We start from the raw sequence: 23,216 nt of genomic DNA on the forward strand, positions 1-23,216 counted from the left end.
AGGCCACTGGTAGGAACTAAGGGATTGCCCGCCCTGTTGCATGTTGTTCCTCCCTCTAAAGGAACAGCCTTATGGCCGACGACAAGGTGCCGTCCGGAATGCGGTTGGAATTCGGTATGGCGTATTCCCGGGTAACATGAAGTTATCGTTTCAGGCGGCAAGGTCAATTGGCTGATCGGTGGGTTTTGTGGCGAGCGTGTTCCAACCATCGACCTTGCGCATGCTGATCTGTCCCGAGGCGAGCAGCGCCCAGAACATCATCGCGGCGGTGTCGGCCGACGGCAGTACGGTTTGGGTTTTGATCCGGCGCTTGAACTCCTCGTGCAATCGCTCGATCGCATTGGTCGTGCGTAGGCTGCGCCATTGGCTCGGCGGCAGGCGCGCGAAGGTGAACAAGCGGTCTCCCGCTTCCTCCAGGCTGTCGGCAACGGCACGATGCTTGAGCCGCCATTTGCGGATGAAGGCCTTGCGGCGAACGGTGATCTCCTCAGGCGTCGTCGCATAGATCATGTCGTTGTACTCTGCGGTGATCTCGTCGTGCAGGCGCTCGGGGGCATGGGCCAGCAGGTTTCTGTGTTTGTGAACCGTGCAGCGTTGCACCGGCACGCCGTCCCAGACGACTGCAATGGCCTTGTCGAGCCCTGGTGCGCCGTCGACGATGAGGAATTCGGGACGCCGCAGCCCGCGCTTGATGAGATCGTCCAGCACCGTGCGCCAGGCCTCGGCGCTTTCGCCGCCCATGCTCTTGATCGCGAGCAGAACCTTCTGGCCGTCCGCTCGCACGCCCAGCACAACGAGCAGTGAAATCGAGGTCGCCTTGCGGTCGAGGCGCACCCGAACGACGGTGCCGTCGAGGATCAGGCGCACGATCGGCTCCGCGGCCAGCGAGCGGCTGTTCCAGGCGTCCCAGTCGCCCTTTACCTTGCGCCAGGTCCGGCTCACCGTGTCCTTGCCGACCGTCCCGCCGAACAAGGCCGCCAGCGCGCGACGCACCCGCCTGGTATTGGTGCCGGCGAGATAGCTGCTGGCGATCAGCGCGTCGGCGGCAAGCGTGCGTCGTTGATAGGCCCGCAGCGCCTGGCTCTTCCATTCCGCCGTCCCGCCCTCCGGCGTGGTCAGCCGGGCCCGCGGCACCGCGATCTCGATCGGCCCGAACGTGCCCGTCAGCGAGCGCGTCCGGCTGCCATGACGGTGGGCCTTGACGCAGGCTCCTGCTTCATTGCCGGCCATCTTGCTTCGTTCGTAACGCGGCCGTGCCAGCGCGGTATCGAGTTCGCCGCGGATCAGCTCTTCGATGAACTGACGCGCCCGAGCCCGCACCTCGGTCTCGATCGGATCGAACCAGTTGTCGAAAAGATCAACAGCCATTTCGGTCGCAGGCTGCATGGAATCAGGCTTCGTAGTAAACTTGGTCATGGCGTAGTCTCCAGTCCGACGCTTCAACGCCGGACGATTCGAGGTTGATCACCCCGGAGACTACGCCAACCCTAATTCCTACCAACCCTGCGACGGCACCGACGACAACAATAAAAATCCAAATGAGAAGCAGCCCGGCGAGAATCCGGACGGCAAGTACCATTTCAATCCTGGGAACATGGCCGGGAAGAAGCCCGGGGATCCGGAGCAGACTGCTGAAAACCGTGGCGAGCAGCCGCACGAGGACAAAGAAAAACCCGCCGGTTAGATGCCGGCCACTCGCAGATGCGAAGTAGGGCCACTATAGGACCGCACCGGACGGCGGCTTTATGGCCGGCCACTCACCGAAGAAAAATGGGAATGGATTGTTTATCCCAGGATCGGGCAAGGAGATCGCTTCGCAGGAATGGCTCCCACTAGAGCGGCCTCAAAGGGAGCGCGGGCCTACATCGATGAGAAGCTGGATGGAAAAGAGGCCGCCAACTGAGGCGGCCTCAAATCATCAGGATCAGCCAGACGATTAGGCCAGCGTTCACGGTGCCTACGGTGACAATACCTGTCTGAATAAGTCGCTCGGTCATGGTGTCACCCCCCGATTGAGAGGGAACCCTGCGCTCAATCGGAACGAGCGTCTATGCAGATTGTGCCAGAACCGGGAAATTTCGGTAATATATGACGGCGTGTTCCGCCCGTGAATACACCTTATGGTTGGCCCAGAACAAAACAGGCCACGTGTCATTTCAAACCAGGCCAATGTCGCCGGAAACAGGCCAGTACCAAAATCCGCGAAAGAACATATTGCGAACTTGGAACAAATAGGGTACATTACTTTTATCGCCGGCCCGCCCCGCCAATCGTTTGTCCCTCTAGCGAATCCTCGCCATAAGGAGCACGACCCAATGTCCAACACTGCCCTGCGTATCGTCGAAGGATCTTCCATGGACAAGAGTAAAGCTCTGGCCGCCGCGCTCTCCCAGATCGAGCGCCAGTTCGGCAAGGGCTCGGTGATGAAGCTCGGCAAGAACGACCGGTCGATGGATGTCGAGGCGGTGTCCTCGGGTTCCCTCGGGCTCGACATTGCGCTCGGGATCGGTGGTCTGCCGAAGGGGCGCGTCGTGGAAATCTACGGGCCGGAATCCTCGGGCAAGACCACGCTGGCGCTGCACACGGTGGCGGAAGCGCAGAAGAAGGGCGGAATCTGCGCCTTCATCGACGCCGAGCACGCGCTCGACCCGGTCTATGCGCGCAAGCTGGGCGTCAACATCGACGAGCTCCTGATTTCGCAGCCGGACACGGGCGAGCAGGCGCTGGAGATCTGCGACACACTGGTGCGCTCGGGTGCGGTGGACGTGCTGGTGGTCGATTCGGTCGCGGCTCTGGTGCCGAAGGCCGAGCTCGAGGGCGAGATGGGCGACGCGCTGCCGGGTCTCCAGGCCCGTCTGATGAGCCAGGCGCTGCGCAAGCTGACGGCCTCCATCAACAAATCCAACACCATGGTGATCTTCATCAACCAGATCCGCATGAAGATCGGTGTGATGTACGGCTCGCCGGAAACCACGACCGGCGGCAACGCGCTGAAATTCTATGCCTCCGTCCGTCTCGACATCCGCCGCATCGGCGCGATCAAGGAGCGCGACGAAGTGGTCGGCAACACCACGCGCGTCAAGGTGGTGAAGAACAAGCTGGCGCCGCCCTTCAAGCAGGTCGAATTCGACATCATGTACGGCGAGGGCGTCTCCAAGATGGGCGAGATCCTCGATCTCGGCGTCAAGGCCGGCATCGTCGAAAAGTCCGGCGCCTGGTTCTCCTACGACAGCCAGCGCCTCGGCCAGGGCCGCGAGAACTCGAAAGCGTTTTTGAAGGCCAACCCTGACATCACCGCCAAGATCGAGACCTCGATCCGCCAGAACTCCGGCCTGATTGCCGAGCAGATTCTTGCCGGCACCCCCGAGCGCGACGCCGACGGCGAGGAGCCGGCGGACGAGTAAGACCTAACGCGAAAAATTATCGCGAGGAGCGGGCGCTGAAGACGTTGAGTTGCCGACGTCGTCAGTGCCCGTTTCGTTTTGGGGGCGTTCGCGATGAAACGCGTGATCCTGACCAGTTCGTCCGGCGTGGGTCTCACCTACGCAAATCGTGCCGACATGGTCGTCCCGTTTATCTTTCGCTTCGTTTCGGGGCCACTGCCTACCTCGCATCACCTCGAGCAATACCTGACGGGAGGCTATGTCAGAGGCGATCCAGAGGTGCGTTGGTCCGATCTTGTTGGCCGGTTGCCTCAGACCGGTCTAGCGCACAAGGAGACAGGCCTGATTTGGTTTTGCGAGACCTATGGCGTCGATCTCATCGAGCTGTGGTTCGACCCTGAGCCCAATAGTCAGTTGCAACTGATCTGGATCCTCGATTATTTGCGGTCCCATCCATCGATCACCGATCGTCTGAGATTGCGACGTGTCAATTTCGATCTGCGCGGAGCGGACGGCACAGGGCTTCGCGATCGTATGGTGCGGGAATTGGAGGTCGCGGACTGCGACTTCGAGATCGCCAACATGGCCTGGGAAGCCTACCGGGCGCCAACGCCGGAGCTCTGTTTCGGATTGCTCGGCAGGGATTTCCCCAGGCTGCCCTTCCTGAAGCCTGCGATGGAACAATTGCTGGCAGAACTGCCATCACCAATCACCGGACTAGGTACGACGGAAGCGCGGCTTCTCGACCTGATTGCGCGGGGGCACAACCGTACCAAGGAGCTGTTTCAACCGGACGGTCCGCTGCAAACGCGCGTGTTCGATCAATGGGAATTGGGCCCGCTGCTCGAAGGGCTTGGGTCCGGCCCAATGCCGGTGATCACGGGTCTCGATCCGAAACTCGCGACGCTGGCCCCGCACGATGCGCGAGGCCGCAACGCCGCCTTTCGCCGAAGCCGGCTATCGCTCACCGAATTTGGGGAAGCGGTCCTTGAAGGCCGGGAGGATTTCCGCCGTCAAAACCCGATTCGACGCTGGTGGGGTGGTACGCTTCTCACCAACGAACGGCTTTGGCGGTGGGACCGAAAGAACTGTTCGCTGGTTGCACCCTAGATACGCGTTCGGGGCCGTAGGGTGGGCAAAGGCGCGTAAGCGCCGTGCCCACCATATTCCAACGCGCACAAAGGTGGTGGGCACGCTTCCGCCTTCGCTCTTCGAGCTACGGCGGACAAGTCGCTTTGCCCACCCTACGAAGCTACGATCCCTTACTCCGCCGCTTCCGCGTAATCGCTGACCAGCGGGCACGAGCACACCAGGTTGCGGTCGCCGTAGACGTTGTCGACGCGGCCGACCGGGCACCAATATTTGTCGGTGCGCGAGGTGCCCACGGGGAAGCAGCCCTCGGCGCGGGTGTAGGCGCGATTCCAGGCATCATCCGCGATGTCGTGCACGGTGTGCGGGGCGTGGCGCAAAGGCGAAGCCTCGATCTTGAAGCGGCCGGCCTCGACCTCGGCAATCTCCTTCCGGATCGCGATCATTGCGTCGCAGAAACGATCCAGCTCCGCCTTCGATTCCGATTCGGTCGGCTCGATCATCAGCGTGCCCGGCACCGGGAAGCTCATGGTGGGCGCATGGAAGCCGTAGTCGATCAGGCGTTTTGCGATGTCGTCCACGGTGACGCCCGAGGTCGTCTTCAGCGCGCGCGGGTCGACGATGCACTCATGCGCGACGCGGCCCTTCGCGTTCTTGTAGAGCACCGGGAAGTGCGCATCGAGGCGCGCGGCAATGTAGTTGGCGTTGAGGATCGCGATCTCGGTCGCGCGCTTCAGGCCGTCGCCGCCCATCATCAGAATGTAGATGTAGGAGATGGTGAGGATCGACGCCGAGCCGAACGGCGCGGCCGACACCGGACCGACCGGCGCGTCCCCATTCGTCGCCGGATGACCGGGCAGGAACGGCGCGAGATGCGCCTTCACGCCGATCGGGCCCATGCCGGGGCCGCCGCCGCCATGCGGGATGCAGAAGGTCTTGTGCAGGTTGAGATGGCTGACGTCGGCGCCGTAATCGCCGGGCCGGGACAGGCCGACCTGCGCGTTGAGGTTGGCGCCGTCCAGATACACCTGGCCGCCATGGTCGTGGACGATGTCGCAGATCTCGCGAATGTGCTCCTCGAACACGCCGTGCGTCGAGGGATAGGTGATCATCACCGCGGCGAGATCCTTCGAGTGCTTCTCTGCCTTGGCGCGGAGATCATTGACGTCGACGTCGCCGTTCTTCTCGCAGGCGACCACCACCACGTCCATGCCGACCATCGCGGCCGAAGCCGGGTTGGTGCCGTGGGCGGAGGAGGGGATCAGGCAGATTTTTCGGTGCGTCTCGCCGCGCGCGGCATGATAGCCGCGGATCGCGAGCAGCCCGGCATACTCTCCTTGCGCGCCCGAATTCGGCTGCAGCGAGATCGCGTCATAGCCGGTGATATCGCACAGCCATTTTTCCAACCGCGCGAACAGTGCGTGGTAACCCTTGGCCTGCTCGCGCGGGGCGAACGGGTGCAGGCTGCCGAACTCCGGCCAGGTCAGCGGCATCATCTCGGTGGTTGCGTTCAGCTTCATGGTGCAGGAGCCGAGCGGGATCATGGCGCGGTCGAGCGCGAGGTCGCGATCGCTGAGCTTGCGCATGTAGCGCAGCATCTCGGTTTCCGAGCGATGCGCGTGGAACACGGGATGGGTGAGGAAAGCGGTGGTGCGCTTCAGCGCCTCCGGCAGCGCCTCGCGCGTGGTCGCGTCGATCTCGGCGTAAACAAGCGTGCCGCCGAACGCGCGCCAGACCGCCTCGACGGTCGCCGGCGTCGTGGTCTCGTCGAGCGCGATGCGGAGCGCGGTTTCGCCAACGCCGAGGTTGATCTTCTCGGCGGTAGCGCGCGCGACGATCTCGGCGCGCTTGGAACCTGCATCCACGCTGAGCGTGTCGAAGAAGCTATCCGACTGCGGCGCGAAGCCGAGCTTGCGCAAGCCCGCGGCAAGCACGGCGGCGCGGCGATGCACATTGCGCGCGATTTGCGCAAGCCCCTCGGGGCCGTGATAGACCGCATACATCGAGGCGATCACGGCGAGCAGCACCTGCGCGGTGCAGATGTTGGAGGTCGCCTTCTCGCGGCGGATGTGCTGCTCGCGGGTTTGCAGCGCGAGGCGATAGGCCGGCATCCCGCGCGAGTCCACGGAGAGGCCGACGATGCGGCCGGGCAGCGAGCGCTTCAGCGCATCGTGCACCGCCATATAGGCCGCGTGCGGGCCGCCATAACCCATCGGCACGCCAAAGCGCTGCGCCGAGCCGATCGCGATGTCGGCCCCGAGCTCGCCGGGCGAGGCGAGCAGCGTCAGGGCCAAGAGATCGGCGGCAACGATCGCGAGCGCGCCCTTGGCCTTCAACGTCGCGATCGCGGGCCTGAGGTCACGCACGGCGCCCGAGGAGCCCGGATATTGCAGCAGCGCGCCGAGCACGTCGGCCTTGTCGAGATCGGCGAGGGGATCGCCGACGATCAGGGTCCAGCCCAGCGGCTCGGCGCGGGTGCGCATCACCGCCAGCGTCTGCGGATGCACGTCCTTGTCGACGAAGAAGGCTTTTGCTTCGACCCGTGAGTGCCGCTCCGCGAGCGCCATCGCTTCCGCCGCGGCGGTCGCTTCATCCAGCAGCGAGGCGTTGGCGACATCGAGCCCGGTGAGGTCGCAGATCATGGTCTGGAAGTTGAGCAGCGCCTCCAGCCGGCCCTGGCTGATCTCGGGCTGGTAGGGCGTGTAGGCCGTGTACCAGGCCGGGTTCTCCAAAATGTTGCGCTGGATCACCGCGGGCAAAACCGTGCCGGAATAGCCTTGGCCGATCAGCGAGGTGAAGACCTGGTTCTCGCGCGCGAGCTCGGCCATGTGCGCGATCGCCTCGGTCTCGCTCAAGGGCTTGCCGAGGTCGAGCGGGGCGGTCTGCCGGATCGAGGCCGGCAGCGTCTCCGCCATCAGGGCGTCCACGCTCTTGGCGCCGACGGCCTCCAGCATTGCGGTGACGTCGCGCGCCGACGGGCCGATGTGGCGGCGAACGAAGGTGGCGGCGGTGTCGCCATTGGATTTGCGGTGCGCGGTCATCATGGGTCCTCGCTTTAGATTTCGCTGTCGCCGTCATGCCCCGCGAAGGCGGGGCATCCAGTAAACGCAGGCGTCACGGCTTGAGCCGAGAAGCCGCGGCGTACTGGATCACCCGCCCCAGTGCGCAGTGCGCACAAGGCGGGTGATGACACCGAATATGAGGTCAGAGTTCGCTTCATCTCACGCCGTATGTGCCTTGTAGGCGGCTTCATCCATGAGGCCGCCGAGCTCGCTCTTGTCGGCCATCCTGATCTTGAAGAACCACGCCTTGCCTTGCGCGTCCGAGTTCACCAGCGCCGGCTCGGTGGCGAGCGCGTCGTTGGTCTCGAGCACTTCGCCGGTGACAGGCGCGTAGACGTCGGAGGCGGCCTTCACCGATTCCACGACGGCGGCGGCTTCCGCCTTCTTCAGGCTGCGGCCGACCTTCGGCAGTTCGACGAATACGACGTCGCCGAGCTGCGACTGCGCGTAGTCGGTAATGCCGACGGTGGCGACATCGCCGTCGATGGCCAGCCATTCATGGTCGGAGGAGTACAGCGTCGTGGTCATTTTCTCAGTCCTCAGCGTTTGTAGGTGTTTTTCACGAAAGGCATGGCGGCGACCGTGAGCGGCAGCCGCTGGCCGCGCACCTCGGCGAAGAGTTTTGTATCGAGCGCGCTCGATGCCGTGGGCACATAGCCCATCGCGACCGGCGCATTCAGGCTCGGGCCGAAACCGCCCGAGGTGACCTTTCCGATCGGCTCGCCGCCGGCGTCATCCGCAAACAGCAGCGCGCCCTCGCGCACCGGCGCGCGGCCTTCCGTGCGCAGGCCGACCCGGCGGCGGCTCGCGCCGTGATCGAAATGGGCGAGGATCGCATCAGCGCCGGGAAAACCACCGGCGCGGGCGCCGCCGCTGCGGCGGCTCTTCTGCACCGACCATTCCAGCGCGGCCTCGACCGGCGTGGTGGCGGTGTCGATGTCGTGGCCGTAGAGGCAGAGCCCGCCTTCCAGCCGCAGGCTGTCGCGGGCCCCTAAGCCGATCGGCATCACGTCGGGATTGTCCAGCAGCGTTTTGGCGAGGCGCTCGGCATCGGCCGCGGGGACCGAAATCTCGAACCCGTCCTCGCCGGTGTAGCCGGAGCGCGAGACGAAGCAGTCGAGACCGGCGACCTTGTGCGGGCCGGCATCCATGAACTTCATGGAGGGCGCCTCTGCACACAATTTCGCCAGCACCGCTTCCGCCTTCGGGCCCTGCAGCGCGATCAGGGCGCGGTCTTGAAGCGAATCGATGATGCAGTCGTCCGCGAGATGCGCGCGCAGATGCGCTTCGTCCGCTTCCTTGCAGGCGGCGTTGACGACCAGGAACAGGTGGTCGCCGAAATTGGCGACCATCAGATCGTCGAGAATCCCGCCGTCCGGATTGGTGAACTGGGCATAGCGCTGCCGTCCCGGGGCAATCGCCACGATATCCTGCGGCACCAGCCGTTCCAGCGCGCGGGCAGCGTCCTCGACCTTGCCCGACTTCGGCCGAAGCGCGAGCTGGCCCATATGGGAGACGTCGAACAGGCCGGCGGAGGAACGGGTATGGAGGTGCTCTTTCAGGACGCCCGCGGGGTACTGTACGGGCATGTCATAGCCCGCGAACGGCACCATCTTGCCGCCGAGGGAGACGTGAAGCCCGTGAAGGGGCGTATGTTTGAGGGAATCTTGGTCGTCGCGCGCAAGCATCACGGGGCCCTCGGTGGTTCCCCGGGGACGATTCCCCGGTAGCAACCAGTCGAAGCCCCATCTGTCGCTGTGCCTGAGAGTATTATCCCGTCGGCGGACGCAGTCCGGGTCTTATGCCCGTCGGCGCCTCTTTCCAGATGTCGTCAAAGCCACGCGGTCCTTTTGCCTGAGAGTTTCCGGGGCGGTTGCTCCTTCGGCGCCGGCACCAAAGCCGGTCTCTCCCGACGTGGCCGTACGATACAGATGGGTACAGACCACAGGCCGGCCAAGCCTGTCAACGCGCACCTGGCGCCTTTCAACGGGATTGCAAACGGGATTGCGCGCCTGCGGCAACTCACTGATCTCCTTGCACAGTTTCTGGACAGCGCAGCTGGCCTTGTCTAAAAGCGCTTTGACCCGCAGATATCAGCCCAAATGCCCGGTTTGGATGGCGTATCGCGGGTCCAAGCACACCCGATTGGATGAACATGAGCGGCGTCAACGAGATCAGGTCGACCTTTCTGAACTTCTTTGCCGAGAACGGCCACGAGATCGTGTCGTCCTCGCCATTGGTGCCGCGCAACGACCCGACGTTGATGTTCACCAATGCCGGCATGGTGCAGTTCAAGAACGTCTTCACCGGCGTCGAGAAGCGGCCGTACCAGCGCGCCACCACGTCGCAGAAATGCGTGCGCGCCGGCGGCAAGCACAACGACCTCGACAATGTCGGCTACACCGCGCGCCATCTCACCTTCTTTGAGATGCTCGGCAATTTCTCGTTCGGCGACTATTTCAAGGAGCGGGCGATCGAGCTGGCCTGGACCCTGATCACCCGGGAGTTCGGGCTCAAGAAAGACAAGCTGCTCGTCACCGTCTACCACACCGACGACGAGGCGGCCGGGTTGTGGAAGAAGATCGCCGGCTTCTCCGACGACCGCATCATCCGCATCCCGACCTCGGACAATTTCTGGGCGATGGGCGACACCGGCCCGTGCGGCCCGTGCTCGGAGATCTTCATCGATCGCGGCGATCACATCTGGGGCGGACCTCCGGGCTCGCCGGAAGAGGATGGCGACCGCTTCCTCGAATTCTGGAATCTCGTGTTCATGCAATACGAGCAGGTGACGAAGGAGGAGCGCGTGGATCTGCCGCGTCCCTCGATCGACACCGGCATGGGGCTGGAGCGCATGGCCTGCATCATGCAGGGCGTCGACAGCGTGTTCGAGACCGACCTGTTCCGCCATCTGATCGACGCGACCGCGTCCGCGCTTGGCAGCGGGCCGAACGAGCAGACGGTGGCCTCGTTCCGCGTCATCGCCGACCATCTGCGCTCCTCGGCGTTCCTCGTCTCCGACGGCGTGCTGCCCTCGAACGAGGGCCGCGGCTATGTGTTGCGCCGGATCATGCGCCGCGCGATGCGCCATGCGCAGCTGCTGGGGGCCAAGGAGCCGCTGATGCATCGGCTGGTCTGGGCGCTGGTGCGCGAGATGGGCCAGGCCTATCCCGACCTGATGCGCGCGGAAAACCTGATCGAGGAAACGCTGCGGCTGGAAGAGACCCGCTTCCGCAAGACGCTGGTGCGCGGCCTTGCCATCCTCGACGAGAAGAGCGCGTCCCTGAAGAAGGGCGACATGTTCGACGGCGACGTCGCCTTCACGCTGTACGACACCTACGGCTTCCCGCTGGATCTCACGCAGGATGCGCTGAAGTCGCGCGGCATCGGCGTGGATCAAGCTTCGTTCACCGACGCGATGGAGCGCCAGAAGGCCAAGGCGCGCGAGTCCTGGAAGGGTTCGGGCGAGGCGGCTTCCGAAGCGATCTGGTTCCCGCTGCGCGAGAAGCTCGGGGCCACCGAATTCCTGGGCTATGAGACCGAGAGCGCCGAAGGCGTGGTCTCCGCGCTGGTGAAGGACGGCCAGGAAACCGCGAGCCTCAAGGCCGGCGAGACCGGCGCGATCGTGCTCAACCAGACGCCGTTCTACGCGGAGTCCGGCGGCCAGGTCGGCGACACCGGCGTGCTCAGCGGCGAGGGCGGCATCAAGTTCCGCGTTACCGACACGCAGAAGAAGCTCGGCGATCTCTTCGTCCACGTCGGCACCGTCGAGAGCGGCGAGCTGAAGCTCGGCACCGCGCTGCAGCTAGAGGTCGATCACGGCAGGCGCACCTCGATCCGCGCGCACCATTCGGCGACGCATCTCATCCACGAGGCGCTGCGCCAGGTGCTCGGCGACCACATCGCGCAACGCGGCTCGATGGTCGCGCCCGACCGCCTGCGCTTCGACTTCGTGCATCCGAAGCCGATCACGGCGGAAGAGCTTGCCCGCGTCGAGGACATCGCCAACGACGTGGTGCTGGAGAATGACGAGGTCACCACGCGCGTCATGGGCGTGGACGAGGCCCGCGAGGCCGGGGCGCGCGCCCTGTTCGGCGAGAAATACGGCGACGAGGTCCGCGTCGTCTCGATGGGCAGGACCGCGCGGGAGCGCGGCGCCAACGCGCTCGGCTGGTCGGTCGAGCTCTGCGGCGGCACCCATGTGAAGCGCACCGGTGACATCGGCCTGATCACGCTGACCGGCGAGAGCGCGGTCGCCTCCGGCGTGCGTCGCATCGAGGCACTGACCGGCAATTATGCGCGCCGGCATGCCAACGAGACCATGGCGCTGGCGAAGACCGCGGCCAACGAGCTGCGCACCTCGATCGACGACGTCCCGGCGCGCATCACAGCCCTGATGGAGGAGCGCAAGAAGCTCGAGCGCGAGCTCTCCGACGCCCGCAAGAAGCTCGCGATGGGCGGCGGTACATCCGTCGGGAACGGCGCAGCCGCAGGCGTGCGCGAGGTCGGCGACGTCAAGCTGATGGCGCGCGCGGTCGAGGGCATCGAGATGAAGGATCTCAAGAGCCTTGCGGACGACGGCAAGAAGCAGATCGGCTCCGGTGTGGTCGCCATCGTCGGCGTCACCGAGGACGGCAAGGCTGGGATCGTGGTCGGCGTCACCGCCGATCTCACCGCGCGCTTCAATGCCGTGAACCTGGTGCGCGTCGCCTCCGAGGCGCTCGGCGGCAAGGGCGGCGGCGGCCGGCCCGACATGGCGCAGGCTGGCGGTCCCGATGGCGCCAAGGCGCCCGAGGCGCTCGCGGCGATCGAAAAAGCGATGGCAGGCGCGTAAACGGCCATGCGCCTCGTTCCGCGAGGACGTGGCTCGGCCGATCCCAACCTAAGGGATCGCCTGTACGAATTGCTGGAGCACGATCCGCTCGCCTACTCGATCGGGTCGCGCTTCATCCAGGTGATCATCAGCGTCATCGTGCTCGACGTGGTCGCGATGATCCTCGCCTCGGTGCCGGAGCTCGACGCGCGGTTCGACACGCTGTTCAGCGCGGTCGCCGTCCTCGCCGTCATCGTGTTCGCGCTCGAATATCTGGCGCGGCTGTGGACCGTTGCGGGGCACACCCAGCGCAACGGCTCCGCGCTGTCCGACCGGCTCTCTTATGCCTTCTCCGCGCTCGGCATCATCGACCTCATGGCGTTCCTGCCGGCCGCGATCGTGCTGGCCACCGGCCGGCACGCGACGCTGGCTGGGCTCGGCGTGCTGCCGTTCTTCAAGCTGATCCGTTATTCGCCGGCGATGCGCTCACTGCTCGCGGCCATCCATGCCGAGCGGCGTGCGCTGATTGGCTGCATCGTCATCCTGATCGGTGTGGTACTGACCTTCGCCTCGCTGCTCTACGCCATCGAGCGTGATGTGCAGCCCAGCAAGCTCGGCACCATTCCGGACGCGATGTGGTGGGCGATCGTGACGCTCGGCACCGTCGGCTATGGCGACGTCGTGCCGGTGACGCCGCTCGGCAAGTTCATCTCGGTGTTCGCGATCATCTCGGGTTTTGCCATGATCGCGCTGCCGGTCGCGATCATCTCGACCGCCTTTGCCGAGGAGGTGAGGCGGCGCGACTTCGTGGTGACCTGGGGCATGCTGGCGCGGGTGCCGCTGTTCTCGCATCTTTCGGCCGCGGAGATCGCCGACATCATGCGGCTGCTCCGGGCCCGCACCATCGAGCAGGGCGAGGTTCTGGTGCGGCGAGGGGACGCCGCTTCCTCGATGTATTTCATCACTGCGGGCGAGGTCGAGATCGCGCTGCCGAGCCAGCAGGTGCGGCTCACCGACGGCACCTTCTTCGGCGAGATCGCGCTGCTGCATAAGACAAAGCGCAGCGGCACGGTGACCGCGACACGCAAGACGCGGCTGCTGGTGCTCGACGCCCAGGATTTTCACGCGCTGATCGAGCGCATGCCGACGCTCGCCGCGCACGTCCATCAGACCGCGAAGGCACGGCTCGAGGAGACCGGCGATCTTGCGGCGGCAGAATTGGCGCAGGCGGAGCGCGACGACACCGACCGCTAGGCGGTCAGCTCTTCTTCAGGAAAATGTAGTCGGCCGAGTAGGGCGCGCTTTTGAATTCGCCGGCCTTGTCGCAAGAACCCTCGAGCTTGCCGCCGTGGGTGTTGATGCGCTGGACGGTGGTGACCGGCGTCAGGATGCCGCTGCCGCGGCGGGAGGCGACCTCCAGCTTGAGCCAGGGGATATCGGCGGCGGTTGCGCCCGGCGCGTTGCCGATGGCCTTGCCGGCCACGGCGCTGCCGTCGGCGAGTTCCCAGTTCGGGCCGGCATAGTGGCGGCCGACGGTCTTGCCCTCGGACAGCAGCGTCGCGACCGGCTCGCGGAAAGCCCAGGCGAGCTTGCCGTCGGCGGCTGCCTTGCAGTCATAGACCTGCGCGCCTTCGGCATGGACGCTGAGCACGACGGTCTCGCCGGGGGCGGCGATGGCGTCGGGGAGCGGCTCCGCGGCTGCGGCGGGTCCGGCCACGGCCGCGAGCAGCAGGCAGGGGACGGCGAACTTGATGATGGACATGGGTGGCCTCCGCGCAAGGGTGTCAAAATGAATGGGCCGCGCCCAAGCGCGGCCCATAATGATCTCTAACCCCGATCAGACGAAAATAATGCGCGGGCTTACGCCAACGCTTTCGTGAGATTCTCGGCGACCTTGTCGAGGAAGCCGGTGGTCGAGAGCCAGCGCTGGTCGGCGCCGACCAGGAGCGCGAGGTCCTTGGTCATGTAGCCTTCCTCGACGGTGTCGACGCAGACCTTCTCCAGCGTGCTCGCGAACTTGGCGAGCTCGGCATTGTTGTCGAGCTTGGCGCGGTGCGACAGGCCGCGGGTCCAGGCGAAGATCGACGCGATCGAGTTGGTCGAGGTCTCCTTGCCCTTCTGGTGCTCGCGGTAGTGGCGGGTCACCGTGCCGTGGGCGGCTTCGGCTTCCACGGTCTTGCCGTCGGGGGTGAGCAGCACCGAGGTCATCAGGCCGAGCGAGCCGTAGCCCTGCGCGACCGTGTCGGACTGCACGTCGCCGTCGTAGTTCTTACAGGCCCAGACATAGCCGCCGGACCATTTCAGCGCCGAGGCCACCATGTCGTCGATCAGGCGGTGCTCGTAGGTCAGGCCCTTGGCCTCGAATTCCTTCTTGAATTCGCGGTCGTAGATGTCCTGGAAGATGTCCTTGAAGCGGCCGTCATAGACCTTGAGGATGGTGTTCTTGGTCGAGAGGTAGACCGGGTAGTTGCGCAGCAGCCCGTAGTTCAACGAGGCGCGGGCGAAGTCGATGATGGAGTCGTCGAGATTGTACATCTGCATCGCGACGCCGGAGCCCGGGGTCTTGAACACTTCCTTCTCGATGACCGTGCCGTCCTCGCCGACGAACTTCATCGTCAGCGTGCCCTTGCCGGGGAACTTGATGTCGGTGGCGCGGTACTGGTCGCCATAGGCGTGGCGGCCGATGATGATTGGCTTGGTCCAGCCGGGAACCAGGCGCGGCACGTTCTTGCAGATGATCGGCTCGCGGAAGATCACGCCGCCGAGGATGTTGCGGATGGTGCCGTTCGGCGACTTCCACATCTGCTTGAGGTTGAACTCCTTCACCCGGGCCTCGTCCGGGGTGATGGTGGCGCACTTGACGCCGACGCCGACCTTCTTGATGGCTTCGGCGGCGTCGATGGTGACCTGATCGTTGGTCTCGTCGCGGTACTCCATGCCCAGGTCGAAATACAGCAGCTCGACATCAAGGTACGGGTTGATCAGCTTGTCCTTGATGTACTGCCAGATGATCCGGGTCATCTCGTCGCCATCGAGTTCGACGACGGGGTTGGACACCTTGATTTTTGCCATGATCGGGGAAGCCTCTTGGGAACGGCGCTTTGGCGCGCCACGGGAATATCCGCCGCCTCTTAGCACCGGACTGCAGCGGGCGAAAGCCAAGGGATTATGCACTTTTAGCTCATCCAGCTTGCCCAGATGGGGGGCGGGGCGGGCCCTGCCGCGGGGGCGGGCCTCAGGCTTCAGAAGAGATTCAAAAGTCGAATCCAACCCGTTATTTCCCTTGAGAATTTCGTCAGGACAGGCAAACGACAGGCGAACGGGCAGCCGGCCCCAACGGATCGGGGCAGACCGGCTTTGAATCAATTCCTGAAGAGCGCCTTGCCAAGGCCTTGAGAACCAGTGTGAGAGCGAAGCGAGATGTCGGGGACTGACAAGAGCAAGGAGGGCCTTTCCCTCGACGGTCCCATCGTGATCCTGGTCGAGCCGCAGCTTGGCGAAAACATCGGCATGGCCGCGCGCGCCATGGGCAATTTCGCGCTCAGCCGATTGCGCATCGTCAATCCCCGCGACGGCTGGCCCAATATCGCCGCCCAGCGCGCGGCGGCCGGTGCCGACTACATTCTGGAAAAGGTCGAATTGTTCGACACGGTCGGCGAGGCGGTCGCCGATCTCGACCTGCTGTTCGCCACCACCGCGCGTCCCCATGACCAGGCCAAGCCGGTGGTCGGGCCGGAGGCGGCCGCGGCCGAGATCTCCGGTCATGTCGCGACCGGGGGCAAGGCCGGCATCCTGTTCGGCCGCGAGCGCTGGGGGCTGACCAACGAGGAGGTCGGGCTCTCCAACCGCATCATCACCTTCCCGGTCAATCCGGGCTTTGCCTCGCTCAACCTCGCGCAGGCCGTGCTGCTGGTCGGCTATGAATGGTTCAAGCGGGCAACGTCAGGCGAGCTGCCGCACAGCATGCCCGAGCGCTCCGAACGCGCCTCGCAGCACCAGATGCAGGCCTTCTTCGACAACCTCATCCGCGAGCTCGACCGGGTCGAATTCCTCCGCCCGGCCGAGAAGCGCGACACCATGCTGGTCAACCTGCGCAACATCTTCAGCCGGATGGAGCCGACCAAGCAGGACATGCACACGCTGCACGGGGTGGTGATGGCGATCGCGGAAGGCCGCAAGGGCCCAGCCAAGGGCGGCGTGCTCGACGGCGAGCAGGCCACGCGCTTGCGCGCGCTGCTGGCCGAGCACGGGCAGGGCGGCGGTGTCCCCGACAGCGGCTCTACGGTGCGCGGCCTCGCGCGCCTGCTCCGCCGCAACCCGACCGATGCCGAGCGCCTGCTCTGGCAGGCCCTGACCCGCGACCGCCGCTTCGCAGGAGGGTTCAAGCGCCAGACTCCGGTCGGCCGGCACATTCCTGATTTCGTCTCGTTCCCGCACCGGATCGCGATCGAACTGGTCAACCCGGGCGAGGGCGAGACCATCGCGGCCGATCGTGCGGGCCGGCGGACGTGGCTGGAGGCGCGCGACTATCGCGTGCTGGAGATCCGGGCGGCGGACGTCGAGCGCGATCTCGAGGCGGAGCTGGTGCGGCTGCAGGGGATGATCGAGCAGAGCGCGTAGGCCGGAGCTCTCGTAGGGTGGGCAAAGGCGCGTAGCACCGTGCCCACCATTTTGCCTTCGAGCGCGATGGTAGGCACGCTTCGCTTTGCCCACCCTACGAGATCGCGCTTGTGGGGTGCGTTAGTCGTACTGCGTCAGGCGGCGCTTGCGACCGGGGCTTTTGGGCCGCTCTGCTGCAGCCGACGTAACGCCGCGAGGTTGGTCTCGACCGAGGCGAGGCAGCAACGCGATTTGCCGCCTGACTTCGCCTCGTAAAGTGCTGCATCGGCGACCGCGAGCAATTCCTCGACTTCGGCGCCATGATCCGGCGACATCGCAATGCCGACGCTGGCGCCGACACCGGCGCGCACCTCGCCGCCGAGCTCATAGGAGACGGCAACCTCGCTGATGAGGCGGTATCCCGCCTCCTGGGCCATTTCGGCCGTGACGCCGTCGACGAGCACGACGAACTCGTCGCCGCCCATCCGGGCGACCACCGCGCCGTCCGGCAGCGCCCGGCGCACGCGCCCGGCCACCGCTTTCAGCACCTCGTCGCCCGCCGCATGTCCGAACGTGTCGTTGACCGGTTTGAAGTCGTCGAGATCGAAGAACATCACAGCGAACCGTCGTTCGGCGTGGGCTCCAAGTCTGGCGCTGAGTGCCTCGACGAAGCCCGCGCGATTGAGCAGCCCCGTGAGTGCATCATGATGCGCGCGATGGCTGTTCTCGCGTTCGGCGCGCATGGTGGTGATCAGCATCCGATTGAGGCGGAAGGCGGCGGCCGTCATCGCGGCCAGATACATCGGCACCTGGAGGTAGACGATGTAGAACAGCGGCTCGCCGGCGAACGCAGCGCCAGGGATGATGGGACCGAGGCTCAGCAGGATCATGGTCCCGGCCAGCCGCGGCGCGCCGAAATTGCGGAAGCAGATGCCGCCGACCATCGCCGCCGCCGAGAGCGAGGCCAGCATGTCGACGACCCAGTCCCCGCTGGCCAGGCTGGCAACGACGCCAAATCCAACGCTGGCGCTCCAGGCGACCGCGAGCAGGAGATGAAGGTCGGTCGGCGTCGGGCGGTGGGCACGCGCCCTGCGATGCGCGCTGACGAGCACGGCGAGGCGGGCCAGGCAGATCGCGATCTCCATGACCAGCCAGACAATGAATGGTGCAGTCTGCTTGCGGCCAGCGATCACGGCGGCGACGGCAATGGTGTTGACGGCGCCGGCAGCAAAAACCGGCAGCGATCCATAGAGCTGGACAATGAGCGCGGCGCGGATGTCGTCGGGAACACCTAGCCCCGGCTCGGCGAGCCAGCGTGTCAGGCGCCAGCGTGGCGCACTGTAGAGTCCCTCGTCCGATTGCATTGCAGAGCGTCCCCGTATTCCGGGCGCCAACAACGATGACCACTCCTAACAAGCCTTTTAAGACAGCCATCGATTGCCGGGCGTGCTTGACGCAAGGTAAACCGTCGCAAGCGCGGCCGCGGGCGTGCAGGAGAATGCGGATTGGTGCAGGCCGAAGGTGCGGCGACGGATGTGTTGCGTGATTAGAAGTAGGTAGGGCAAAGCGACTTGTCCGCCGTAGCTCGAAGAGCGGAGGCGGAAGCGTGCCCACCATGTCGCTCAACGGAGCTGAGACAGAAGTGGTGGGCACGGCGCTGTGCGCCTTTGCCCACCCTACGGCACTCGCGACCAGGCCCTAAGCTTTCGGCCAACTGAAGCGCCGTTTGCAAATTCTGCAACCAAGGGCTGTGCAGACGCGTCGTCGGTTGCTATGGCAGCTCCCAGGAATTGAGTTGGGGACTGCATGTTTGGAATGACAGGCCGCGCGCTCGTTGGCGCGGCAGCAGGTGTGAGTGCGTTGGCGCTGGCGAACGTGCTCGAAATATCAAGTGCCCGCGCGGAAATGCCCTTGTCCGCCAAGTGCAACGCGGTCGGAAATTTCAGTGTCGATGACCGGATCGCGGGCTGTACCGCCTTGATCGAGGCGGCGCCGGTCATGCAGCAAGGCGTGGTCATGGCACACATCCGCCGCGCCATGTTCTACCGCCAGAAAGGCGAGATCGACCTTGAGATCGCCGATTACGACCGGATCATCGAGCGCTATCCAGACAATCTGCCCGCCCGACTCAAGAGGGCTTTTGCGCATCTCCGAAAGCGAGAGCCTGCAGCCGCGCTGTCTGACTACACCAAAGTCATCGAGCTCGATCCCAAAAGTACCTACGCCTACATAGGGCGCGCGCAAGTCTACCTGGCGAGACGCGACTTCGTCCGCGCCATCGCCGACTATGATCAGGCTCTCCTGATCCATCCAGATAACGTCAATGCGCATGTCGACCGAGGCCTCATCTACATCCGCAATGGGGACCTGGGTCGTGCCATGGCCGACTGTGACCGAGTGGTCGAGATCGGCCCGCAAACCGGCATGGGCCAGCTGTGCCGCGGCCGGGTTTACTTCGCCAAGGGTGACAGGGCGCGCGCATTGGCCGAACTCGATCAAACAATGCAGATCAAGCCAAAGAACGAGTATCTCTACTACTTCCGGGCCAAATCCTTTTTTCAGCTGGGCGAACTCGACCGCGCTATCGCCGACTATGACCAGATCATCGAGCTGAACCCACGAAGCCCATCGGGCTACTTCTACCGCGGCATCGTCAATGCTCGAAACGACGATCATGACCGTGCCGTTGCCGACTACACCCAGGCAATGCAGCTGGCACATCAGGATCAAAGGGGCTCTGGCGATCGGAAGGCTCAGCTTCAAGGTCAAGTCGACGATCCAGCTTATGCGTCGTCGGCCGATGGTCAGTCGATTGCACTCGCTTCAGGGGATGGCATTGCGCTCCGCGCTCGGGGAGGGGCCTACGCCGCGAACGGGGACTTCGACCGCGCGATCGCGGACTATGATGAGGCGATCCGCCTCAATCCCAGGGACAAGGAAGCAATATCGGCTCGCGGCAACGCGTACAAAACCAAGGGGGACTTCGACCGTGCCATCGCGGACTACGATCAAGCCGTGCAACTCGATGCGAAGGATGCGCGCGTCTACTTTCATCGCGCGAGGGTCTATTGGCAGATGGCTTCGCTCGCCAAATCGTTGACCGACCTCGATCAGGCGATCCAGCTCAATCCAAAGGATGCCTATCCGGTCTTATGGCGCGAAATTGTCGCAAAGCGCAGTGACCAACCGAGCCAGCTGAGCGAGGCGGCAAAGCAGCTCGACGCGACGAAATGGCCCGCGCCGATCGTCAATCTCTTCCTCGGCAAGATGACGCCGGAGCAAGTGCTTAGCGCCGCGAACGATGCCGACCCCACGAAGAAGAAGGCGCAGGTCTGCGAGGCGAATTTCTATCTTGCAGAGCGCGCACTGCAGGGAGGCTCCAAGGAAGGGGCGTTGAAGCTGTTCGACCTGGCGGCAGCCGATTGCCCGAAGGCCTTTGTCGAGAAGCAGGCCGCCGACGTCGAGCTCGGCGCGCTGCGGGCGAATCGCTGACTGCTGTCAGGCAGAGCCGGGTGGGTTAGCCGAAGGCGTAAATCCACCTCTTTGCTATCCGTGCGGAGAGAGAAGTGGTGGATTACGCCCACGGACTGCGCTGCGGGCAGCCGCGGGTTAATCCACCCTACGCACTAACGTCCAAGCTGCACGTCACGATCGACTGCGATCCATGTTGTCCGGGCTACGGCCAGCAATCTCCCGGATTCATTATGGAGCGCAGCCTCGGCCGTGCGCTTGCGGCCGTCGCGGCCGGTTGGCCAGGCGGTGATGATGCAGCCTTCGCCGGGGCGGGGCCGAGTCTCGATGCGGGCTGACATCCGTCCGAGCAGGAGTGGGGTCTTCTCGAAGCTGCCGTTCTGCTGATCAAAATTGCAGGCAAAGCCGGTGGGGCAATCGAGCGCGGACCAGAGGAATTCGGGTGCGATGAGGTCATCCTCGGTGGCCAGGTTCTGATCCGGCATCCAGGTCGCCGCGAGAACGGGAAGCTGTCCATGACGGCTGAGCGGGCCGGCGAAGATGCGCAGGCCGTCGCCTTTCGCTCTTGAGGGACCGCAGACGAAACAGTTCGGCAGCGGATGCTCGTGCGGCTTGAACAGCGCCAGCAATTCGGCCGCGCGTGCTTCCTGCAAGCTGGCTGTCTCTACGCGCGCAAGCTCGACGCTGGCCGCGCGCCCGGTCGCGACGACCGTGCCGCCATCGCGAAGCTCCCATGTGCCGTCGTCCGTAGCGACAGCATCGAGCGGCTTGTCCAGGGGAGGCGGTGCGCGCAGCGTCACCTCGGCGCCGCCGGGAATGTGGCGGGCCAGCCGGCCGCAGACATAGCCGCCGTTCCCGGAGTTCGGAGGACCGCAAAAGCGCTTGTCGATGATGATCTCGGTCATCGGTTTTATCCTCTCTTCCTCGTCGGGCGCAGTCTACCTGATCTTGAGCACAATTCGTCCGTGAACCGTGCGATTGGCGACGGCGCGCATGGCGTCGCCGGCCTCCTCCAAAGGGAGGACGCGGTCGATGTGCGGGCGGATCTTTCCGTCGGCCAGCAATTGCATCAGCGTATCATTCACGCGCGCGGCTTCCGCGGAGAATTTCTCCGCCCAGGCGCCGACAAAGACGCCGATGATGGCGTAATTTTTCAGGAGAGGCAGGTTCATCGGGATCTGTGGAATCTCGCCGCTGGTGAAGCCGATCGGCATCAGCCGTCCGCCCCACTTCATCGATCGGGCTATCTGCTCGAAAATCGCGCCGCCGACATTGTCGAAGCCGATATCGATGCCGTCTCCCGATGTGATCGACTTGATCCGGTTGCGCAGGTCCTCGCTGCGATAGTTGATGACATCGCCGGCCCCGTAACGCCGCACCAGGGCGGCCTTGTCGTCGGAGCCGACACCGGCGATGACGCGCAGGCCGAGATGACGCCCGAGGTCGACGGCGGCGAGTCCAACCCCGCCGGCCGCGCCCGTGACCAACAGTGTTTCGCCGCGCTGAGCCCGTGCCCGCTCGGCCAGCGCGTAATAGGCCGTGCCGTAATTATGCAGCACCGTCGCCCCGGCTTCGAACGCGACGCCATCAGGCAGCCGCACGCTCTTCGATTCCTTCGCAATCATCCGTTCGGCGTAGCCGCCGGTCCAGGCACTGCAGGCCACGCGATCGCCGGGTGCGAACATCGTGACCTTGTCGCCGACCGCGACGACGACGCCGGAAGCTTCCGTGCCGGGCACGAAGGGCGTCGGCGGCCGCATCTGGTAGAGGCCCGAGACCAGCAACTGGTCCATGAAGCTCACGGACGCCGCGTGGACGTCGATGAGGATCTCGTCGCCGGCAGGCCGCGGCGTAGCGATCTCACCGAGGCGCAGATCCGCAGGGCCAGTGAACGAATTGCACAGAACCGCTTTCATCGGGGCGCTCCGAAAATGCGCGGCAACAGCATCGGAACGCGCCGGCGATAGTCCTGATAGGTCGCGCCGAACTCGGCGATCAGGTCCCGCTCCTCGAACTGCAGGGCGACCAGGATGTAGGCCGTGTTGGCGATCGCGAACAGCAGATGGCCGGCGGTCATCTCGGGCGTCGCCCAGAACGCGAGCAGAAAGCCCAGCATGAGCGGATGCCGCACGATCTTGTAGAGCAGCGGCGCCCGGAAGGATTGACCTGATATCTCGGCTCCGCGCAACGCGACGAGAGCCTGGCGCAGGCCGAACAGATCGGAATGATCGATCATGTAGGTCGATGCGAACGCGATCAGCCAGCCGAGCCAATGTACGCCGGTCAGGAACCACGCTGTAATTCCGCTGACCTGCCAGATCGGCGCCGGGATCGGACGCCACTGCCAGAACAGCAGCAGCAGGATCAGGCTGGAGAGCAGCACATAGGTGCTGCGCTGGCAGGCGATGGGAAGGCTTCCCGCCCACCAGCGTTTGAAGGCCGGGCGTGCCATGACGCTGTGCTGGATGGCGAACAGGCTCATCAGCAGCAGGTTGACGACGATGGCCTCACCAAAATTTGCAGGCGCGCCGACGTCGATCGACGTGTCGATTGACTTGGGCACGACATAATTGCCGACGAAACCGAGCACGTAGAGGAATGAAGCCGTGAAGACAGCGTAGCTCACGATGGCGTAGAGCAGGATTGCGAGGCGCGCGAACATGGTTTTTCCTATTGTGCCGATGGCGGCGGTGCCGCATTCAGGAGCCTGAACCGCTCGCTGGCGAGCGGGCTCGATCTGGCTTGACTGCTATCGCTGGACCGTCCCCTGCGCGTCCCCCGGGGGCGCCGACCGGGGAG

Annotated in this window: 16 protein-coding genes and 1 riboswitch; of the genes, 6 read left to right on the forward strand and 10 right to left on the reverse strand. The window is 64.7% G+C overall.

Features of this window, described 5'->3' with window-relative positions; all coding sequences use genetic code 11:
- Window positions 1-150: 150 nt before the first annotated feature.
- Entirely contained in the window at window positions 151-1,386 is a 1,236-nt protein-coding gene (locus ACVJ5M_RS17815) for an IS256 family transposase (RefSeq protein WP_456679629.1), read from the reverse strand.
- Window positions 1,387-2,315: 929 nt separating this feature from the next.
- On the opposite strand from ACVJ5M_RS17815, the gene recA reads away from it, so the two are divergent.
- Together recA and ACVJ5M_RS17825 are read left to right on the forward strand one after the other, a co-directional pair.
- On the forward strand, window positions 2,316-3,404 hold the full coding sequence (recA, locus tag ACVJ5M_RS17820; RefSeq protein WP_014494106.1) for a recombinase RecA: 1,089 nt from the start codon (window positions 2,316-2,318) through the stop codon (window positions 3,402-3,404).
- Between the two features lie 93 nt (window positions 3,405-3,497).
- A complete protein-coding gene (locus ACVJ5M_RS17825) occupies window positions 3,498-4,493 on the forward strand; it encodes a hypothetical protein (protein WP_354097443.1) in 996 nt (331 codons plus the stop codon).
- Between the two features lie 152 nt (window positions 4,494-4,645).
- On the opposite strand, the gene gcvP is transcribed toward ACVJ5M_RS17825, so the two are convergent.
- From gcvP to gcvT, 3 genes are all read right to left on the reverse strand, one after another.
- Complete coding sequence (gene gcvP, locus ACVJ5M_RS17830) at window positions 4,646-7,513, reverse strand: aminomethyl-transferring glycine dehydrogenase (protein WP_354099824.1); 2,868 nt, start codon at window positions 7,511-7,513, stop codon at window positions 4,646-4,648.
- Between the two features lie 180 nt (window positions 7,514-7,693).
- Entirely contained in the window at window positions 7,694-8,062 is a 369-nt protein-coding gene (gcvH, locus tag ACVJ5M_RS17835; RefSeq protein WP_354076224.1) for a glycine cleavage system protein GcvH, read from the reverse strand.
- Window positions 8,063-8,073: 11 nt separating this feature from the next.
- Window positions 8,074-9,222 carry a glycine cleavage system aminomethyltransferase GcvT gene (gene gcvT / locus ACVJ5M_RS17840; protein WP_354076579.1) on the reverse strand — a complete coding sequence of 383 codons (1,149 nt, stop codon included), beginning with the start codon at window positions 9,220-9,222 and terminating at the stop codon, window positions 8,074-8,076.
- A 145-nt stretch (window positions 9,223-9,367) separates the two neighbouring features.
- A riboswitch (glycine riboswitch) is annotated at window positions 9,368-9,456 on the reverse strand.
- A gap of 233 nt (window positions 9,457-9,689) precedes the next feature.
- Between gcvT and alaS the strand changes: the two genes are divergently transcribed.
- Complete coding sequence (gene alaS / locus ACVJ5M_RS17845; RefSeq protein WP_354076226.1) at window positions 9,690-12,368, forward strand: alanine--tRNA ligase; 2,679 nt, start codon at window positions 9,690-9,692, stop codon at window positions 12,366-12,368.
- A 6-nt stretch (window positions 12,369-12,374) separates the two neighbouring features.
- Window positions 12,375-13,601 carry a cyclic nucleotide-gated ion channel gene (locus ACVJ5M_RS17850; RefSeq protein ID WP_354076228.1) on the forward strand — a complete coding sequence of 409 codons (1,227 nt, stop codon included), beginning with the start codon at window positions 12,375-12,377 and terminating at the stop codon, window positions 13,599-13,601.
- A 4-nt stretch (window positions 13,602-13,605) separates the two neighbouring features.
- Here the strand turns inward: ACVJ5M_RS17850 and ACVJ5M_RS17855 are convergent, their stop codons facing one another.
- Both ACVJ5M_RS17855 and ACVJ5M_RS17860 read right to left on the reverse strand, forming a co-directional pair.
- Window positions 13,606-14,109, reverse strand: a complete 504-nt coding sequence (locus ACVJ5M_RS17855) for a DUF3455 domain-containing protein (RefSeq protein ID WP_354076230.1) — start codon at window positions 14,107-14,109, stop codon at window positions 13,606-13,608.
- Window positions 14,110-14,207: 98 nt separating this feature from the next.
- Complete coding sequence (locus ACVJ5M_RS17860) at window positions 14,208-15,419, reverse strand: NADP-dependent isocitrate dehydrogenase (protein WP_071912356.1); 1,212 nt, start codon at window positions 15,417-15,419, stop codon at window positions 14,208-14,210.
- 348 nt (window positions 15,420-15,767) lie between these two features.
- Here ACVJ5M_RS17860 and ACVJ5M_RS17865 point away from each other — a divergent pair, with 348 nt between their 5' ends.
- A complete protein-coding gene (locus tag ACVJ5M_RS17865) occupies window positions 15,768-16,967 on the forward strand; it encodes a TrmJ/YjtD family RNA methyltransferase (protein ID WP_354076233.1) in 1,200 nt (399 codons plus the stop codon).
- 134 nt (window positions 16,968-17,101) lie between these two features.
- Here the strand turns inward: ACVJ5M_RS17865 and ACVJ5M_RS17870 are convergent, their stop codons facing one another.
- Window positions 17,102-18,310 carry a GGDEF domain-containing protein gene (locus ACVJ5M_RS17870; RefSeq protein ID WP_354099759.1) on the reverse strand — a complete coding sequence of 403 codons (1,209 nt, stop codon included), beginning with the start codon at window positions 18,308-18,310 and terminating at the stop codon, window positions 17,102-17,104.
- Between the two features lie 442 nt (window positions 18,311-18,752).
- On the opposite strand from ACVJ5M_RS17870, the gene ACVJ5M_RS17875 reads away from it, so the two are divergent.
- Window positions 18,753-20,438, forward strand: coding sequence for a tetratricopeptide repeat protein (locus ACVJ5M_RS17875; protein WP_354099758.1), 1,686 nt, complete (start codon window positions 18,753-18,755; stop codon window positions 20,436-20,438).
- A gap of 134 nt (window positions 20,439-20,572) precedes the next feature.
- Here the strand turns inward: ACVJ5M_RS17875 and ACVJ5M_RS17880 are convergent, their stop codons facing one another.
- From ACVJ5M_RS17880 to mddA, 3 genes are read right to left on the reverse strand one after another with little or no spacing between them, the layout of a single operon-like run.
- Window positions 20,573-21,322, reverse strand: a complete 750-nt coding sequence (locus tag ACVJ5M_RS17880; protein WP_354097445.1) for a hotdog family protein — start codon at window positions 21,320-21,322, stop codon at window positions 20,573-20,575.
- A 33-nt stretch (window positions 21,323-21,355) separates the two neighbouring features.
- On the reverse strand, window positions 21,356-22,333 hold the full coding sequence (locus ACVJ5M_RS17885) for an NADPH:quinone oxidoreductase family protein (RefSeq protein ID WP_354097446.1): 978 nt from the start codon (window positions 22,331-22,333) through the stop codon (window positions 21,356-21,358).
- Window positions 22,330-23,079, reverse strand: a complete 750-nt coding sequence (gene mddA, locus ACVJ5M_RS17890; protein WP_354097447.1) for a methanethiol S-methyltransferase — start codon at window positions 23,077-23,079, stop codon at window positions 22,330-22,332. Before mddA ends, ACVJ5M_RS17885 begins: the two co-directional genes overlap by 4 nt.
- Between the last annotated feature and the right edge of the window lie 137 nt (window positions 23,080-23,216).

The organism is Bradyrhizobium sp. S3.7.6, from assembly GCF_054061875.1.

Excerpts from the sequence above, each read along its gene's own strand:
- alaS (WP_354076226.1), top strand. The coding sequence starts at position 9,690 with ATGAGCGGCGTCAACGAGATCAGGTCGACCTTTCTGAACTTCTTTGCC.
- gcvH (WP_354076224.1), bottom strand. The coding sequence starts at position 8,062 with ATGACCACGACGCTGTACTCCTCCGACCATGAATGGCTGGCCATCGAC.
- ACVJ5M_RS17825 (WP_354097443.1), top strand. The coding sequence starts at position 3,498 with ATGAAACGCGTGATCCTGACCAGTTCGTCCGGCGTGGGTCTCACCTAC.
- ACVJ5M_RS17865 (WP_354076233.1), top strand. The coding sequence starts at position 15,768 with ATGTCGGGGACTGACAAGAGCAAGGAGGGCCTTTCCCTCGACGGTCCC.
- ACVJ5M_RS17855 (WP_354076230.1), bottom strand. The coding sequence starts at position 14,109 with ATGTCCATCATCAAGTTCGCCGTCCCCTGCCTGCTGCTCGCGGCCGTG.
- recA (WP_014494106.1), top strand. The coding sequence starts at position 2,316 with ATGTCCAACACTGCCCTGCGTATCGTCGAAGGATCTTCCATGGACAAG.
- ACVJ5M_RS17870 (WP_354099759.1), bottom strand. The coding sequence starts at position 18,310 with ATGCAATCGGACGAGGGACTCTACAGTGCGCCACGCTGGCGCCTGACA.
- gcvT (WP_354076579.1), bottom strand. The coding sequence starts at position 9,222 with ATGCTTGCGCGCGACGACCAAGATTCCCTCAAACATACGCCCCTTCAC.
- ACVJ5M_RS17815 (WP_456679629.1), bottom strand. The coding sequence starts at position 1,386 with ATGCAGCCTGCGACCGAAATGGCTGTTGATCTTTTCGACAACTGGTTC.
- ACVJ5M_RS17885 (WP_354097446.1), bottom strand. The coding sequence starts at position 22,333 with ATGAAAGCGGTTCTGTGCAATTCGTTCACTGGCCCTGCGGATCTGCGC.
- ACVJ5M_RS17850 (WP_354076228.1), top strand. The coding sequence starts at position 12,375 with ATGCGCCTCGTTCCGCGAGGACGTGGCTCGGCCGATCCCAACCTAAGG.
- gcvP (WP_354099824.1), bottom strand. The coding sequence starts at position 7,513 with ATGACCGCGCACCGCAAATCCAATGGCGACACCGCCGCCACCTTCGTT.
- ACVJ5M_RS17860 (WP_071912356.1), bottom strand. The coding sequence starts at position 15,419 with ATGGCAAAAATCAAGGTGTCCAACCCCGTCGTCGAACTCGATGGCGAC.
- mddA (WP_354097447.1), bottom strand. The coding sequence starts at position 23,079 with ATGTTCGCGCGCCTCGCAATCCTGCTCTACGCCATCGTGAGCTACGCT.
- ACVJ5M_RS17880 (WP_354097445.1), bottom strand. The coding sequence starts at position 21,322 with ATGACCGAGATCATCATCGACAAGCGCTTTTGCGGTCCTCCGAACTCC.
- ACVJ5M_RS17875 (WP_354099758.1), top strand. The coding sequence starts at position 18,753 with ATGTTTGGAATGACAGGCCGCGCGCTCGTTGGCGCGGCAGCAGGTGTG.